Genomic DNA, 15311 nt, shown 5'->3' with positions numbered 1-15311 from the left:
TGCAGGCTGGTCATCGCAACACAGTTTCAGGGAGGAAACCGCGATGGAAAAAGGGATCACCAAGGCGCGCGAGGGCATCCAGGGGATGTCCTGGACAGTGGTGGGACAGACCTATGTTCCCAAATTACTGAGCAATGATGCGTTCATCTGGGATGCGGTTTTGCCTGCCGATACCTTTGTGCCGCCGCATATCCACCCCACGCAGGATGAATGGATCAGCGTTCTGGCGGGGGAGCTGGAGGTGGAATTTCTAGGCGATGTCCACAAGGCCGGACCCGGCGATACGGTGCGTATGCCAAAGGGCGAAGCCCACGCGATTTTCAACCGGTCCGGCGCAGAGGCACATTGCATTTTCGGCGTGGCGCCCGCGCGCAAGCTGTTTGATCTGTTCATTGAATTGGACGGCGTCACTGATCCGGCGGAACTGGTGCGCCTGTCTGCCCTGCATGAGGTCGATTTCCTGCCACCCCCTGATGATGCCTGAGGTGGAAACGGGCCGGATCGCCATCTGACCCGTGGAATACATGCCAGCGACCGGTCCGCAGGGGGAGGCGGGCCGACAAATAGGGACCGCCTGCCGGGAGAGCGGGTCGGGAGGGGAGACCGCAATATGATAAGACGAAAGACAGTTGCCGTAATCGGAGGAGGTGTCAGCGGTTTGGCCGCAGCCAAAGCCTTTGACGAGCGCGGGCATCGGGTGATCGGGTTCGAACGCAGCCATGATTTTGGGGGTGTCTGGGAATTGTCGCGCTCTTACCCGGACGTGCAGACACAATCGCCAAAAGATCTCTATTGCTACACCGACCATCCAATGCCTGCGGAGTACCCGGAGTGGCCCAAGGGACCGCAGGTCCATGCTTATCTGCACTCCTATGCAGAGAAACACCGGCTGGCGCGGCTGTTCCGGCTTAACACCTCGATCACAGCGATGGATCGACGGCAGGACGACCAGCCCGGATGGACCCTCACACTTGAGGCCGCAGGGCGAACCTGGCAGCAGGATTTCGATTTTGTGGCAATCTGCACCGGTCAGTTTTCAGAGAAGAACATCATTCGCCATCCAGGTCAGGAGGAGTTTGTCGCACGGGGCGGGCAGGTGATGCACTCATCGGATTACACGGATCCCAGCCTGATGGCAGGGAAGGACGTTGTGGTCCTTGGCGGGTCCAAGTCTGCCACCGATATTGCTGTCAATGCAGCCAAGAACGGCGCAAAATCTGTTCGGCTGGTCTACCGGGAGAACGTCTGGCGCGTGCCCTATTTCGTCGGCGGCATCAACTTCAAGAAGCTGCTTTATATGCGGGCGCAGGAACAGCAGTTCAATCAATGGGGCAAGACCCCCCTACAGCGCGTAATCGCAGCTGCGCTGAAGCCTCTGGTCTGGGCCAATTTTCGCGGGTTGGAAACCCTGCTGAAACTGCAACTGGGACTTAAGAAGCATAATATGGTGCCCAGCACTCCAATTGAGAAGGAGGTGTCTTGCTCCGTGCCGATTGTGACGCCGGGTCTCTTTGAGGGGCTGAATGATGGCAGTATCCGATCCGTCATCGGCACCTTTGAGAGCTATAAGGAAGACGGTCTGCGGCTGAGCAATGGCGAAGTGGTTCCCTGCGATATCGCCATTCTGGCGGTTGGCTGGAAGCTTGGCGTGCCCTATCTGGCACAAGAGTACCGAGACAAGCTGATAGAGGACGACGGGCAGTATCGCGTCTACCGACTGTCGGTGAACCCGGAGTTGCCAGACATGGGGTTTGTGGGGTTCAATTCCAGTTTCTGCACAGTTCTGTCGGCCGAGATGATCGCCAATTGGTTGGTGCGCTATGCCGACGGGCAATTGGCCCATCAGCCGAGCCGCGCTGAGATGGAAGACAGTATTGAAATGATGTTGAACTGGCGCCGCCGCGAGCGGCCAGCGGCGCAGGTCTACGGCGGGCTCTGCTCAGCTCCATTTCATTTCAAACACTTCGACGAACTGCTGTCGGATATGGGCGCGCGGGTGCACAAGCGCAAAAATCCGCTGGTGGAGCAATTTTCGCCACCGGATGCGACAGCTTACGGGCAGTTTCTCGCCTCAACCCCGCAATACCAGGTTAGCTGACAACCGGCGCCATCAAGCAGGCCCAGAAATGGGTCGCAGCCCAAACCCTAGTCCCGCGCGCCGATCAAGCGCGCGCGGGTATCTTCGCCGGTGTCTCCCTCTGCCATGCGGGTGAAGGCGGCGCGCCAGCCTGCAGCGAGGTCCTCCATTTGTGCCAGCACTGCGGCCTCTTCCGGTGAAACCTTACGGGTGAGCCGGGCGCGAGTGACACGCTGTACAGTCCAGTCTGGCTGTCGCCGTTCCATCAGCGTGATCTCATCCCCTGTCTGCGCGGTTCCGGGTTCAAGCACCCGGTAGTACCATCCGGTGCGTCCTGTTTTCTGAAACAGGTAGGGCATCCTTGTGTTGCCGGTATAGTGTCCCAGTTTCCAGCAGGGTTGCCGCCCTTGGCTGATCTGAACGACGGCGGTGCCCAATCGCAGGATATCACCAATGCAGAGGGTGTCCTCGGTCAGACCTAAGCTTGCGATATTCTCACCAAAAGCGGCAGGCACCGAGGTGAGCGGCATCTCTGCTTCGTCCTGCCATAGGCGATAATGGTCGCTTGCGTAGTGATGGATCGCCTTATCCGCGCCGCCATGAACGGTTAGATCTGCCTGGGCATCCCCGGTGAAGCCGTCGAAGTCTATCTGCTGCGGCCCGTGAACGGGGGTTTTGTGGATGGCAGTCGGAGCCTTGTCAGCCCAAGGGTTGGCAATGGGTCCGTGGAAAATCCCCGCTATCCGGGTTGAAAGGTCAGGTTGCATCATCTGAAAGCGCCTTATGTTCCACACAAATTAAATCTCTGTCCCCGGGCTGAAGTGGAAGATTCAACAGGGTACAATAGCCATGGGCAGGGCCGGTATCGTGAAACTGGCAGGTTTTGCATAAGCCAAAAGCCCGCCCGCCACGGGCGTCCAATGCGGCCTGCAAGGTTGCCGCCAACGCGCTTTCCAATGCCTCTGCCACCTGATCCTCCAGCTCTGACAAGGCCGCGCCGATGACAGAAGGCGCTTCTGCAAGTGCCACCCCTTCTGCGGTCAATCCATAGGAAATAGAGCGCTGATCACCGGTTTTGGGTTCCTCCTGAACAAATCCTTTGCGCGCGAGGGCCTTTAACGTCTGGGACATGGTGCCGCGTGTTGTCCCAAGAAACTCAGCCACGTGAGAGGGCGCTCTTGAGTATCGGTTGGCCCGCCCGAGGTAATCTAATGCAGCGTATTGAGCGGGGTTGAGGCTGCCCGACCATCCGCCAGCGGCGTCGATGCGGGCCAGACGATTGATCAGTGAACGAATGCGGGATTGTGATGTCATGAATTATTGGTATCGACTCGAAATCAATAGTGCAATACGGTTTATTTGTAGCGACTCGCTACCATTAAACTGGAGACGACTATGACACGATTCGTAATACCGGCGGCCATCCTCGTACTTGGTGCGGGCAGCGCTGTTGCCGATGGCAATCATGCCGTGCACCAAAAGGGGGCTATACTGTCTGAAACAGACACCCAGAAAGTGGCCTCCTTTGACATTCTGGCGGCGCATGCGCACCGGGCTGGTAACACCGTCGCCTTTCACATGACGACAAATGGCAACGCCGGGGCGGACACGCCGGAGCCCGTCGGTACGGTCGGCGGAGCGGGGGTGTTCTCATACGTCTGGCCGACTTCGCTGGACCCCGAGGCGGTCGGGTTTGAAGCGGGCACCGGAATCCTTGCACTGGCAGCCACCAGCCATCCCGATTTTGATGACACGCCCCTGGTGGATGAGAACAATGATGGGGATACGGGCAATGATGGCCTGCTGTGGCACAGCCACTGGGTGGTCCTGACCCCGACCGAGGCCTGCGGCCCCGGCGCATTGGCGGTGCGTGACATTCCCGCAGGTGCCACGCCGCAGCTGCCAGCAACTTGGCCGGGCCTGCCTATCTATCTGGACAGCCCAGGCTTCACGCCATTGTTCGACGGGCCGGAAATTGCCGTAACGGTTGGCTTTCGCAGCGATGTAGACCTTGTCGGCGTGGCTTATGATGGCGTGACATCAGCCCTGCGGGTCAATGCCAACGTGCATGCTCCGTTGCTCTGCGTGGTGGATGTCTTTGACGTTGCATCGGGCGACCTGAGCCTGCCGGCAAAGCTCGACTAGCGGATCGGTGGCGCGGCAGGGGTGCCGCGCTGCCCCGCAGCAGGCTCACGCTGCATCCTCAGCGGTGACCGCAATAGCTGTCAGAGATTTAGCACCAGTTTATCTCCTTTGGCGCGGGAAACGCAGGTGCAGAGATAGCTGTTTGTCGCCTGTTCCTCAGGTGTGAGGATGCCATCGCGATGATCCACGTCCCCGTCGAGCACATCAACGAGACAGGCACCGCACAGACCCTCGGAACAGCCGAAATCCACCGCGATACCGTTGGCCTTTAGGACATCCAGAATGCTTTCGTCAGCAGACACCCGTAGCATTGCGCCGGTTGACTGGATTTCGATGTCAAAGCTGTCATTGTGACCGGTGTCCGTATCGGCGAGGGCCGCAAAACGTTCGAAATGGATGGTGCCACCGCGCATGACGTTGCTTGCCTCCAGCACCGCGTTCAGCATCGGCTCCGGCCCACAGGTGTAGACATCACTGCCCATCGGCATTGACCGCAGAACCTCGGCCAGATCTAGCTGGCCGTTGGTATCGTCACAATGCAGATGATAACAATCCCCCAGATCCAGCGCGCGAAACTGCTGATCCATCGCGGCCAGATCCTGTGAGCGGACCAGATAATAGACCTGAAAATCCCGTCGCGCATTCGCCAACTCACGCGCCATGGCCACCAGAGGTGTTGCACCAATTCCACCCGCAATCAGAGTGACATACTGCGCATCGGCGTGCGTATTGGGCTGCAATCTGAAATTGTTACGAGGGGTGCCGAGCGCGATTTCATCCCCACATTGCAGCGCGTGCATGGCACGCGATCCGCCACGGCCGTTGGCTTCCTGTTTGACGGCAATATTCAGCTGACGGCCATCCTGGCTCCAATTCCAGATCGAATACTGCCGCACAAGGTCCTGACCCAGATGCACATCAACATGCGCACCGGGTTCCAGACCGGAAAACCGCCCCTCAAGTAGTTCAAAGGAAAAATCGGCGGTATCCGGGCTTAGTGCAGTTTTGCCAACAAGACGAGCGATCCGGGTGTCCATCTGCTGTCCGTCCTCCAAGGGGGTGAATTGCTGTCTCTCAGAACCGCATTTGAGTTTGCCATTCAATTCGAAAAATACTCATACTCAGGTGAATTGATATAATGCCTATCCACGCCCAACAGCAGAGCCACCATGTCCAGACGCCACTATGACCTGCCGCCCCTTACGACATTGGCGGCCTTCGAAACCGCCGCGCGCCATCTCAGTTTCAAGAATGCCGCGCAGGAGCTATCTGTCACACCAGGCGCGGTCAGCCATCAGATCAAGGCGCTGGAAGGAGAGCTTGGTGTTGCCCTGTTTCAGCGGAAACACCGTGGTGTCGAACTCACCCGTGAGGGGCAGGGGCTGTATGAGAGTTTGGCCACATCGTTCCGGCAAATCTCGCGCCAGCTGTCAAAAACCCGACAAATGGGTGAGGAAGACGCGGTAACAGTCGGATCGACCACAGCAGTGGCAGCGCTTTGGCTGTCTCCGGTGATTATCCAGTTCTGGCGGGAATACCCGGATCTGAACATTCATCAGATCACGCAGGACCGCCCATTTCATGACACGCGGGAGTTTGATTTTTTTATCCGCTATGGACGGGACAGTGATGCCACACTGGCGCATACCGCAATCTACCGTGATCAACTGGTGCCCGTGGCGCGGCCTGATCTTGCGGCGGGGCTTAGCGGGGCTGCCCTGCAGGAGCTATCACAGCAACGGCTGATCCATCTGCAAAGCGCCAGCCAGAGTTGGACAACCTGGGCCGACTGGTTCCACGAATTGGGCCACAAGGGCGATATCGCCGCTGGCACCCGGGTGACCAGCTATTCGGTTGCGCTGCAAATCGCACGAAAAGGTGCAGGCGTTGCACTTGGGTGGCGGCGACTGATCCAGCCGATGCTGGACAGCGGCAAGCTTGCGATTGTTGGCAACCATAGTGTTCCGGCACCACGGGAATTCTATCTGGTCGGATTGCCGGAGGATGAACTCTCTCCCAATGCGCTCAAGCTGAAACAATGGATCCTGTCGCAAGCGCGCGATACATCAGTTTAGTTTTGCTCATCCATGAATGAAGTTTTCTCCTATTGAGCGCAGTCGGCCTGCGCCTCCAATAGGGCAGCCACCTTCGCCATGGAGAGTTCGATGAACACACATAGCCCGCTGTCGTCCGTGCTGGCCCCGGTTAACACTGCCAATGGCCTGCCAAATGAACATTACGTCGATCCACGCGTTTTTGACGAAGAAAAGAAATCCGTACTGTTCGCGAATTGGTCGGGCATCGGCTTTGGCAAGGACATACCGGAGGCAGGGGACGCCAAGCCGGTTGATTTCCTCGGCATGCCGCTGTTGCTGGTGCGGGATCGTACGGGCGAGATCGGCGTGTTTCAGAACACCTGCCGTCACCGGGGCATGATCCTTGTCGACAAACCGCAGAAGATCCGTGGTGCCATCCGTTGCCCCTATCACAGCTGGTGCTACGGGCTGAACGGTGCCTTGCGGACAACACCGCATGTGGGCGGACCGGGGCAAAACACCCATGAAGATGTCGATATGGATAAGCTGGGTCTGATCCGTATCCGCTCACATATCTGGCGGGATGTGATTTTTGTAAATGTCGATGGGCAGGCGCCTGACTTCACTGAGGTTCATGCCGGATTGCTGAAGCGCTGGCAGGAATTTGAGACGCCGATCCATCATGGCGGCGAAGGATCCTCGCTGAAACTGGAGGTCGCAACCAACTGGAAACTGGCGGTCGAAAACTACTGTGAGAGTTATCACCTGCCTTGGGTGCATCCGGGTCTCAACAGCTACTCCCGACTGGAAGATCACTACAATATTGAGGAGCGCGGGCAATATTCGGGTCAGGGCACCTTGGTTTATCGCCAGCTGACCGATGAGGGGGGGGCCAAACTTCCCGATTTTGCGGGATTGAGTGACCAATGGGATGAAGGTGCTGAATATATCGCAGTTTATCCCAATGTCCTGCTGGGTGTGCAGCGTGATCATAGTTTTGCGATCGTTTTGGAGCCAAAGGATTGCGGCCATACGGTTGAACATATTGAGCTTTACTATGCCCAAAGCGAGCGGGACACGCCGGAGCTTGACGGGTTGCGCGCCTCCAATGCGCAACTGTGGAAGACTGTCTTTGAGGAAGATGTCTTTGTTGTCGAAGGCATGCAGAAAGGCCGCCACGGGATATTGTTCGATGGTGGGCGTTTCTCTCCGGCGATGGATGGGCCGACGCATAACTTTCACCACTGGGTCGCAACGCAGGTTCAAAAAGGGCGCGCGGCATGAGCGATTTCCTGCGCGATGGTCTGGCGCGGAACTACCTCGCCGGGTCCTGGGTCGAAGGGGACGGCGGCGCGCGTTTGGCGGTTGAGGATCCCGGCACAGCACAGGATTTTGCCGATGCGGCGATGGCCGGGGAGGCCACATTGGCCCGTGCGCTGGAGGCCGCGCGGGCCTCTTTTGAACGAGGGGATCTGGCGGATTTGCAGCCCTCGGCCCGAGGGCGGTTGCTGTTGCGCGTGGCGCGTGAAATTCGCGCCATCAAAGCGGAAGGCGCAGAGATCCTCTGCCGTGAAAGTGGCAAGACATTGGATGCGGCAAGGGATGAATTCGAAGAAGCCGCCTTATATTTTGAATACTATGGTGGCGTTGCCGACAAGATTGAAGGGAAGTCGATCCCCCTGGGGCCGGACTACGTCGACTATACGATATATGAGCCACATGGCGTGTCCGCGCAGGTGGTGCCCTGGAATTTCCCGGTGTCTATCGCCGCCCGGTCGTTGGCGCCGTCAATGGCGGCAGGGAACGCCACAATTATCAAGTCGCCTGAGCTGGATCCAATCGCGCTCGCGTTGTTGGGCACGGCACTGGAACGCGCCGAGGTGCCTGCGGGCGCAGTTTCAATCCTGAATGGCATCGGCGGCGATCTTGGCGCGCGTTTGGTCGCCAGCAGTGAGGTTGATCAGATCGTCTTTACCGGATCGGTGCCTACCGGGCAGGCGATCCTGCGGGCTGCCGCTGACACGGTGACCCCGTCCCTGATGGAGCTGGGCGGCAAATCTGCGGCGGTGGTGTTTGCAGATGCGAATCTGGATGGGCTGATGGAGAGCCTGCAATCGGGGATTTTCTTCAATGCCGGTCAGGTCTGTTCGGCCATGGCACGGGTTCTGGTGCATCGTTCGATCTATGACGAGGTCGTGGCCCGTGCGGTGTCATTGGCTGATGGGCTGACGGTCGGGCACGGCTTGGACAATCCAGAGCACACGCCAGTGATTTCCGCAACGCAGCTATCGCGGATCGAAGCGCTGATCGCCACCGCAGGGCAGGACGGCGCCCGTATAGCCGCGGGTGGAGCACGGCTGGAGCGTGAGGGCCATTTCATGGCGCCGACGGTCTTGTCTAACGTCAACCCAAACGCCCGCGTTGCCCAGGAAGAGATCTTTGGACCGGTGACCTGCATCACCCCATTCGAGACTGAGGCCGAGGCAATCGCCATAGCCAATGGCACGGAGTTCGGTCTCGTCGCCGGGGTATTTACCCGTGATCTGGCGCGGTCGCACCGCGTTGCGCGCAAACTTCGCGCCGGTCAGGTGTTTGTCAATGAATGGTTCGCTGGTGGAATTTCCACCCCGTTTGGCGGTATCGGCAAATCCGGTTTTGGCCGCGAGAAAGGCTTGGAAGCGCTGTATAACTATGTGCGGACCAAGAATATCGCAATTTCGCTGAAGGGCTGAGGCATGGAGCGAGATGATCTTGACCAGGCCCTGCTACAGGCCCACGCGGAGGGTGACAGCGCCGCTCTGATACGGCTCTACTCTTTGGCAGCGGACGCGGCGGAGGGCGCAGACGAGATGGATCGGGCCTGCTTCTATCTCACTCATGCCTTTGTTTTTGCGCTGGAAAGCGGCGCGCCTGAGGCCGACCCGCTGAACGCCCGGCTGGTGGCACAGGGGCGGGCGCATCGGCTTGTCTTCTGAGATGTCGCAAACGGGCATTTTTCATACAATCCCGGCTGGCACCCTAAGGTGTGAGGCCATTCAACCGGACCCAACGGTCCAACCCGTCGCGGTGACGGTGCAGGTCACTATTCCCGCGACATAAGGCTCTTGAAGGGGGCAGAAATGCGCAGTGAAGCACAGGCAGTTGTCATCGGCGGAGGTGTCATCGGCTGTTCGATCCTCTATCACCTGACAAAACTGGGATGGTCCGATGTGGTCCTGCTGGAGCGGGATGAGTTGACCTCCGGCTCAACCTGGCATGCAGCGGCCAATATTCATGGGTTGCACGACAGTACGAATATCAGCCGCATCCAGCACTATACCATGACGCTCTACAAAGAGCTGGAAGCGGAAACCGGGCAAAGTTGTGGGGTGTTTCAGCCGGGATCGCTCTATCTGGCGCAGACCGAAGAGCGTGAACATCAGCTGAAGCTTCAGGCTGCCAAGGCCAAGCTCTACGGGATGAATTTCTACGAAATCAGCCTTGAGGAAGCCAAGCGCCTGAACCCGCTGGTCAATTATGACGGCATCCGTTGTGTGATGTACGAACCCGATGGTGGGAATGTGGATCCGTCCGGCGTGACCAATGCCTATGCAGTTGGCGCACGTCAGCGGGGCGCGGAGATCCATCGCTTTACCCCCGTGACAGCCACTGAGCAGCAGGCGGACGGGAGTTGGCTTGTCAAAACCCCGAAAGGGGATATCCGCACGCCATGGGTGGTGAATGCTGCAGGTCTTTGGGGGCGCGAGGTTGCAGCGCTCGCGGGGGTTGAGCTGCCGTTGCAGCCAACGGAGCACCAGTATTTCGTGACCGAAACCATGGCCGATGTCGCAGGCCACGGCACCCGGCTGCCGTCTGTCAGCGACCGGGATGGCGAATATTATCTGCGCCAGGAAGGTCAGGGCCTGCTGGTCGGCGCTTATGAGAAGGACATGAAGTTCTGGGCCGAAGACGGCACGCCGCTAGATTTCGCCCATGATCTGTTCCCGGATGATCTGGAGCGGATTGAGGACAACATGATGAATGCCATTGAGCGGCTGCCAGCGGTCGGAGAGGCGGGGATCAAACGTGTCATTAACGGGCCGATGATCTGGTCGCCGGATGCCAATGTCCTAATGGGGCCGGTCCCGGAACTGGATGGGTACTTCTGCTGCAACGGGATCATTCCGGGTTTCTCTCAGTCCGGCGGTATGGGGTTGATGGCAGCACAATGGATCATCGAGGGCGAGACTCAATATGACATGTTTGCCTGGGACATGGCGCGGTTTGACGGCTGGGCCACCAAAGAGTTCACCAAGGCGCGGGTGCAGGATCAATATGCGCATCGGTTTGCCATCCACTTCCCCAATGAGGAGCGCAGCGCAGGCCGCCCGGCGCGAACCCGTCCGATCTATGCACTTCAGGCAGAAATGGGCGCGGTTTTTGGTCTCAATGCCGGTTGGGAGCACCCGTTGTGGTTTGCCACGGCTCCCGGAGCCGAGGACACCAATGGGTTCACGCGCCAAAACTGGTGGGGACCGGTGGGCGAGGAATGCCGCATGTTGCGCAGCAGCGCAGGCATTATTGATATTTCCAACTTCGCCAAATACCGCTGTGCCGGGCCAGATGCGGAGGCCTGGCTGAACGCGGTCTTTGCCAACACAATGCCTAAGGCCGTGGGTCGTTCTTGCCTGACACCGCTGATCTCCAAACGCGGTGGCATTGCCGGAGATTTCACCGTGACGCGCGTTGCGGAAGACGAATTCTGGATTATCGGCTCCGGCATGGCCGAGCGCTATCACAAACGGTTTTTCAAGGAGGTGCCGCTGCCAGCGGGCACGGTCTTTGAGTCAAAAACGGATGATACCTGTGGGTTTAACGTGGCTGGCCCGAAGTCGCGAGAGATGTTGCAACGGCTGACCAACACATCGCTTGCGACGGAGGATTTTCCTTTCATGCGGTCCGCGACGATCGACCTTGCAGGTATAGAGGTATTGGCCCTGCGGGTGTCCTTTACCGGCGATCTGGGCTGGGAACTGCATTGCAAAAGTGAAGATCAGCAGAGGCTTTACGCGATACTATTGGCGGCGGGTGAGGAATACGGCGCAGGTCCCGTTGGCAGCCGGGCCCTGATGTCTCTGCGCGTTGAAAAGGGATATGGCTCCTGGAGCCGGGAATACAGCCCGGAATACTGGCCACATGAGGTCGGATTGGATCGGCTTTGCAAACTGCAAAAGGACTTCCTGAACAAAGGTAGCGTGCAAGGCGTTCTGGAAAATCCGGCGCGTGAACAGCTGGTGCTGTTGCATCTGGATGAGATGGAGACGGAGGCGTCAAATTCTGATGCAACCGGTGGGGAGCCGATTTTTAAGGAGGGCAAGGGTATTGGCCGGGTCACTTCCGGTGCCTACGGCTACAGCGTGGGGATGTCGCTTGCACTGGGATTTGTGCGGGATGCAGGCCCGGGTGACGAGGTTCAGGTCATGGTACTGGGTCGTCCGCACCGTGCCGTCATTCTGGAACAGCCACCGTTTGACCCGGCTGGGACAATCCTGCGGGGATAGCAGGCCACAAAATGAAGGAAGGAGGCCGTGGTGGCCTCCTTCTTCTGCTGCTGTTTGAAAATGGACTTCGTCCACAATAGGTCAGAGGAGCGCGCGAACCTTCTCCAGCAGCGCGGCATTGACGGCGACGCCTTCAGATGCGGCACGGGTCCGGCAGGCGCGACGACCATCACCGGGGAGGCGGGCACCATCCTGATCATGGATGGAGGCGATGAGGTCGGCCAAACGCTCCTGAAACGCACCGCCCGCCGTTGCCTTCGGATCAACTGCAATGAAGAACTGGCCGGTCTTCGGAGGGCCGCCCGCAGTGCCGGAGAAGGGGCTGGCGACTGAGCCGAGTGTCGCACCGGTCATGGCGGCGGCCATCAGTTCAACGGTCAGCGCAATGCCGACCCCTTTGTAGCCACCGGAGGGCACCATGGAGCCTTTGAGGCCTGCGTCGGGATCAGTAGTCGGCTGGCCGTCCGCGTCCAGTACCCAACCCTCCGGCACGGGCTTGCCTTCGCGGGCGTGTTTCATCACTTCGCTCTTGGCGATGGTGCTGGCAGATTGGTCGATCAGCAGCGCTGCATTGCCGTCTGCATCGGGGGCGGCGATGGAGAACGGGTTGGTGCCGACGACCGGTTTGGCCCCCCCCGAAGGCGCGATTGAGGCTGGCGCATTGGTAAAACCGATACCCAGCAGGCCCACCTGCGCCAGGCGTTGGGTGTGAACCCCCAGAACACCGCAGTTGTAGGAATTGTTCACCGCCAGAACCGCAACCCCCATCTCGCGGGCCAGTGGGATCAGTTTTTCGAAACCCTGATCAATGGCGCTATGGGCAAAGCCGGTGGCCGCATCCACAGTCACCACAGCGGGGCGGGGCTGCTCGACAACGGGGGTGGCCTGTCCATCAACCTTGCCGCATTCCACATGCTGGGCGTAGATCGGAATATAGGCCAGCCCGTGCGAGGCAACGCCATCGGCTTCGGTCATGGCTGTGGCGACAGCCAGTGGGCGGGCATTGGCCTCAGAGGTGCCCGCCTTAACCAAGGCGCTGAAGGCCAGATCTTCGATTTCGGCAAGGGTCAGGGTTTCTGTCGCAGTCATGTCGATCTTTCTCGTCTGAATATAGGGATAGGGTGCCAGACAGGCTGACACCAAAAGGGTGATCAATCGTTGTCGCTGAGACCTGCGCCGGCGCCGCGCAGGCGGCTTTCTTCGGTGGCAGGCGCAAAGGTGCGATGGGCAAATTGGCTCAGCTGTTCCCAGCTTTCGTCCGAAACATTGGCGCGCATGACGGGCTCCTTCTGGCCCGTCATATCGGCGGGTGCGGAAAACACCATCTGATCAGCCAGTTGGGTAAGAAAGGCGTCGCTCTCTCCCTGCACGCAAAGCCGCTTGCCATCGGTGGCAAGCCGCGCGCCCTGCCATTCAGCAGCGACCGGGCGCCCGAGTCGCAAAGCGGCCCCGCCCATGAAGGGGACAGCCAGCAAGGGAAAATTCACATTTTCCATCGTGATCCGACCGCGCTCCAGCAGGCGCACAGCGCAATCGCTCAGAGCCGCGCCGGCGATCAGCGGGCTCATCCGGCGGGCAGGCGCGTGCCAGATCTCTGCCCGCAACGAAACGGGCGAAACGTCAATCGGCGGGATGCGGTCATTCATGGTCAAAAGACCCGCCAGCATTTCAGTGCCGGGAAAGCCAAAAGACGACAGCCAGCGGGTGCCCTTGGCAGCCTCCTCCGCCAGCCCCCATGAAAGCCCAGCCCCGCGAGCGGCGCGCTTGCTCATGGCCTCGATTTCATTCAGCGAATGGCTCATGCCGCACCCTCTTCCAGTTCGGGGAACACCCAGAATTCTGCGTTCTCAGCTGTTAACTCAGTGGGAAGCGGGGCGTTGCCATACATACAAATTCGCACCCAGCGGTCCGACCGGGGGTCGAATTTGGTTGCCCCGAAAAAGGCCAGCTTGCAGCGCAGCATATCAATGGGGAGCACCTGATCGGAAATCGTGTTGTCACGAATTTCCGCGTAGGGCGCGCGCCCCACGATCTGGGCACGTCGCAGGACGTGGCGATGCTCCGAATGGCGCAGCAGGAAATCGGCGACCTGAGCCTCGTCCGGCCAGTGGGCGAGGGCCTGATACAACATGGCAGCATCACGACCCGGTGCCAGCGGCTGCTCATATTCCTCAATCGGTTCCTCGAAACGCTCCCCTAACCGCGGTTCAAGCTTTTCTTCTGAAACATACCAGGCGCGGGCCTTGTTCGCCGGCGTCTGCCAGTTGGTATCGATGGCCCAGGCGTAGACATCGCACAGGATCTTGCGCAAATCCCCAATCGTCATCGCGCCGGCAATGCGGAAGGTGGCAGTGTTGTCCGCCGACATGTCTTCGGCAAAGCCATCGACCAATCCGCCGTAAGGCTCCAGCATCAGCGACGCGATCCACTCCTGCCCTTCCAGCGAAAGCGTCTCCTCAGCCCAGCGATAGAGAACGTCCCAAGGCTTTGGCCCAGCCAACGTCTGGATTTCAAGATAGCTCGTCACCTGATCGGCATCCGACCGCAGCGCGCTCAGTTTCTGGATCTGGATCGGGTGTTCCGATTGCCAGTCTGCAATTGTCATTTTGCTGCGTTCAACCAATGAACGGAACAGCGCGATGTCATCTGGATGGGCTTCTTCAATGTTGCGCACGGCCTGAATGGCCTTTTCCCGCGCGGCCACCCAATTGTTGAACAACACAGGATGGTTCAGCAGAAACGGCGCCATTCCAAGGCCGGTAGAATTACCAATTCCCATCGATCGCGCCAACTCCGGTGCCAACCTGGCGGCAGTGGTCCCATTGGCTCTCGCGCGGCAATCCGCCATGTGCTGGACCAAATCGGTCACAAACCAACGGGTCAGATAGACCGACAGCATCTCGACCTGAAAAGGCGCTCGGAATTCGGGGCGCTCCGCAATCATTTCGCGATCTGCCGCCCCCAGTTTTCCCGACCCATAAACGGCGGTGGTCCGCATCAGGTAACCCACCGCGTCGATCTGTTCGGCAGAAGGCTGCTGGCCTGACGCCAAGGAGCTGACCACATGTTCCCACAACCGCACAGAGCGGTTCGCACGGGAGACAGACAGTTCCGAACCGGATACACGCCCGGCTTCCTGAACAGGAATATTCTGCGACAGCCGTGTGATATCCGCGTCGGTGGGCACCCCGTCGTACAAGGTGAATGTGGCGTCCCACGCCTCCGCAATGACGCGGTCAGAGCGTTTTTCGGGCGGCAGGTCATGCGCAAAGGCCACCAGCGAATAGGATCGATCTGGCCCATGCGCGGTATAGATCGCATGGCCCTGGCCTGTCTCATCAATGTCAAAGGCAGTTTGTTCAAAACGCCAGCCCTCGCGCGCCAGACGTCGCGTCAGCACCCGCATGAAGGAGAGGCGTGATTGGTGCATCGAGCCGAGGCGCGCCAGACGCATGACAGTGTTCGGTTCACGGCAGAGAATGTCGGTCATTCGGATTGGCCTTTGCAATCAGG

At 59.2% G+C, this 15311-nt stretch carries 14 protein-coding genes; 8 read left to right on the top strand and 6 right to left on the bottom strand.

Features of this window, described 5'->3' with window-relative positions; translation table 11 throughout:
- Positions 1–43 precede the first annotated feature (43 nt).
- Together phaeop14_RS17925 and phaeop14_RS17920 are read left to right on the top strand one after the other, a co-directional pair.
- Positions 44–484 (top strand): cupin domain-containing protein, encoded by a 441-nt coding sequence (locus phaeop14_RS17925; protein ID WP_096790452.1) that lies wholly within the window; start codon positions 44–46, stop codon positions 482–484.
- Between the two features lie 126 nt (positions 485–610).
- Positions 611–2098, top strand: a complete 1488-nt coding sequence (locus phaeop14_RS17920) for a flavin-containing monooxygenase (protein ID WP_096790451.1) — start codon at positions 611–613, stop codon at positions 2096–2098.
- A gap of 47 nt (positions 2099–2145) precedes the next feature.
- Here the strand turns inward: phaeop14_RS17920 and phaeop14_RS17915 are convergent, their stop codons facing one another.
- The gene (locus phaeop14_RS17915; protein WP_096790450.1) at positions 2146–2847 is read right to left on the bottom strand and encodes an MOSC domain-containing protein; all 702 of its coding nucleotides are present in this window, start codon (positions 2845–2847) and stop codon (positions 2146–2148) included.
- A complete protein-coding gene (locus phaeop14_RS17910; RefSeq protein WP_040179806.1) occupies positions 2834–3391 on the bottom strand; it encodes a MarR family transcriptional regulator in 558 nt (185 codons plus the stop codon). Before phaeop14_RS17910 ends, phaeop14_RS17915 begins: the two co-directional genes overlap by 14 nt.
- 81 nt (positions 3392–3472) lie before the next feature.
- Between phaeop14_RS17910 and phaeop14_RS17905 the strand changes: the two genes are divergently transcribed.
- Positions 3473–4222 carry a hypothetical protein gene (locus tag phaeop14_RS17905; RefSeq protein ID WP_096790449.1) on the top strand — a complete coding sequence of 250 codons (750 nt, stop codon included), beginning with the start codon at positions 3473–3475 and terminating at the stop codon, positions 4220–4222.
- 80 nt (positions 4223–4302) lie between these two features.
- Here phaeop14_RS17905 and phaeop14_RS17900 read toward each other — a convergent pair whose 3' ends face one another.
- On the bottom strand, positions 4303–5259 hold the full coding sequence (locus phaeop14_RS17900) for a PDR/VanB family oxidoreductase (RefSeq protein WP_096790448.1): 957 nt from the start codon (positions 5257–5259) through the stop codon (positions 4303–4305).
- Between the two features lie 132 nt (positions 5260–5391).
- Here phaeop14_RS17900 and phaeop14_RS17895 point away from each other — a divergent pair, with 132 nt between their 5' ends.
- The 5 genes from phaeop14_RS17895 (at position 5392) to phaeop14_RS17875 (ending at position 11798) form a co-directional block, all read left to right on the top strand.
- Positions 5392–6297 carry a LysR substrate-binding domain-containing protein gene (locus phaeop14_RS17895; RefSeq protein WP_096790447.1) on the top strand — a complete coding sequence of 302 codons (906 nt, stop codon included), beginning with the start codon at positions 5392–5394 and terminating at the stop codon, positions 6295–6297.
- A gap of 90 nt (positions 6298–6387) precedes the next feature.
- Positions 6388–7542, top strand: a complete 1155-nt coding sequence (locus tag phaeop14_RS17890) for an aromatic ring-hydroxylating oxygenase subunit alpha (protein ID WP_040179802.1) — start codon at positions 6388–6390, stop codon at positions 7540–7542.
- Positions 7539–8990 (top strand): aldehyde dehydrogenase family protein, encoded by a 1452-nt coding sequence (locus phaeop14_RS17885; RefSeq protein WP_096790446.1) that lies wholly within the window; start codon positions 7539–7541, stop codon positions 8988–8990. The genes phaeop14_RS17890 and phaeop14_RS17885 overlap by 4 nt, the downstream gene beginning before the upstream one ends.
- 3 nt (positions 8991–8993) lie before the next feature.
- Positions 8994–9233 (top strand): hypothetical protein, encoded by a 240-nt coding sequence (locus phaeop14_RS17880; RefSeq protein ID WP_096790445.1) that lies wholly within the window; start codon positions 8994–8996, stop codon positions 9231–9233.
- 144 nt (positions 9234–9377) lie between these two features.
- Complete coding sequence (locus phaeop14_RS17875) at positions 9378–11798, top strand: GcvT family protein (protein ID WP_096790444.1); 2421 nt, start codon at positions 9378–9380, stop codon at positions 11796–11798.
- Between the two features lie 81 nt (positions 11799–11879).
- Here the strand turns inward: phaeop14_RS17875 and phaeop14_RS17870 are convergent, their stop codons facing one another.
- The 3 genes from phaeop14_RS17870 to phaeop14_RS17860 form a co-directional block, all read right to left on the bottom strand.
- A complete protein-coding gene (locus phaeop14_RS17870; protein WP_096790491.1) occupies positions 11880–12887 on the bottom strand; it encodes an Ldh family oxidoreductase in 1008 nt (335 codons plus the stop codon).
- A gap of 62 nt (positions 12888–12949) precedes the next feature.
- Positions 12950–13600, bottom strand: a complete 651-nt coding sequence (locus phaeop14_RS17865) for a DUF3726 domain-containing protein (protein WP_040179798.1) — start codon at positions 13598–13600, stop codon at positions 12950–12952.
- Positions 13597–15288 (bottom strand): hypothetical protein, encoded by a 1692-nt coding sequence (locus phaeop14_RS17860; protein WP_040179797.1) that lies wholly within the window; start codon positions 15286–15288, stop codon positions 13597–13599. Before phaeop14_RS17860 ends, phaeop14_RS17865 begins: the two co-directional genes overlap by 4 nt.
- Positions 15289–15311: the final 23 nt, after the last annotated feature.

Source organism: Phaeobacter piscinae (genome assembly GCF_002407245.1).
Classification (GTDB): domain Bacteria; phylum Pseudomonadota; class Alphaproteobacteria; order Rhodobacterales; family Rhodobacteraceae; genus Phaeobacter; species Phaeobacter piscinae.
Note: the sequence above shows the minus strand (reverse complement) of the source record. Positions and strands in the feature narration are given on the sequence as shown.

Excerpts from the sequence above, each read along its gene's own strand:
- phaeop14_RS17925 (WP_096790452.1), top strand. The coding sequence starts at position 44 with ATGGAAAAAGGGATCACCAAGGCGCGCGAGGGCATCCAGGGGATGTCC.
- phaeop14_RS17920 (WP_096790451.1), top strand. The coding sequence starts at position 611 with ATGATAAGACGAAAGACAGTTGCCGTAATCGGAGGAGGTGTCAGCGGT.
- phaeop14_RS17915 (WP_096790450.1), bottom strand. The coding sequence starts at position 2,847 with ATGATGCAACCTGACCTTTCAACCCGGATAGCGGGGATTTTCCACGGA.
- phaeop14_RS17910 (WP_040179806.1), bottom strand. The coding sequence starts at position 3,391 with ATGACATCACAATCCCGCATTCGTTCACTGATCAATCGTCTGGCCCGC.
- phaeop14_RS17905 (WP_096790449.1), top strand. The coding sequence starts at position 3,473 with ATGACACGATTCGTAATACCGGCGGCCATCCTCGTACTTGGTGCGGGC.
- phaeop14_RS17900 (WP_096790448.1), bottom strand. The coding sequence starts at position 5,259 with ATGGACACCCGGATCGCTCGTCTTGTTGGCAAAACTGCACTAAGCCCG.
- phaeop14_RS17895 (WP_096790447.1), top strand. The coding sequence starts at position 5,392 with ATGTCCAGACGCCACTATGACCTGCCGCCCCTTACGACATTGGCGGCC.
- phaeop14_RS17890 (WP_040179802.1), top strand. The coding sequence starts at position 6,388 with ATGAACACACATAGCCCGCTGTCGTCCGTGCTGGCCCCGGTTAACACT.
- phaeop14_RS17885 (WP_096790446.1), top strand. The coding sequence starts at position 7,539 with ATGAGCGATTTCCTGCGCGATGGTCTGGCGCGGAACTACCTCGCCGGG.
- phaeop14_RS17880 (WP_096790445.1), top strand. The coding sequence starts at position 8,994 with ATGGAGCGAGATGATCTTGACCAGGCCCTGCTACAGGCCCACGCGGAG.
- phaeop14_RS17875 (WP_096790444.1), top strand. The coding sequence starts at position 9,378 with ATGCGCAGTGAAGCACAGGCAGTTGTCATCGGCGGAGGTGTCATCGGC.
- phaeop14_RS17870 (WP_096790491.1), bottom strand. The coding sequence starts at position 12,887 with ATGACTGCGACAGAAACCCTGACCCTTGCCGAAATCGAAGATCTGGCC.
- phaeop14_RS17865 (WP_040179798.1), bottom strand. The coding sequence starts at position 13,600 with ATGAGCCATTCGCTGAATGAAATCGAGGCCATGAGCAAGCGCGCCGCT.
- phaeop14_RS17860 (WP_040179797.1), bottom strand. The coding sequence starts at position 15,288 with ATGACCGACATTCTCTGCCGTGAACCGAACACTGTCATGCGTCTGGCG.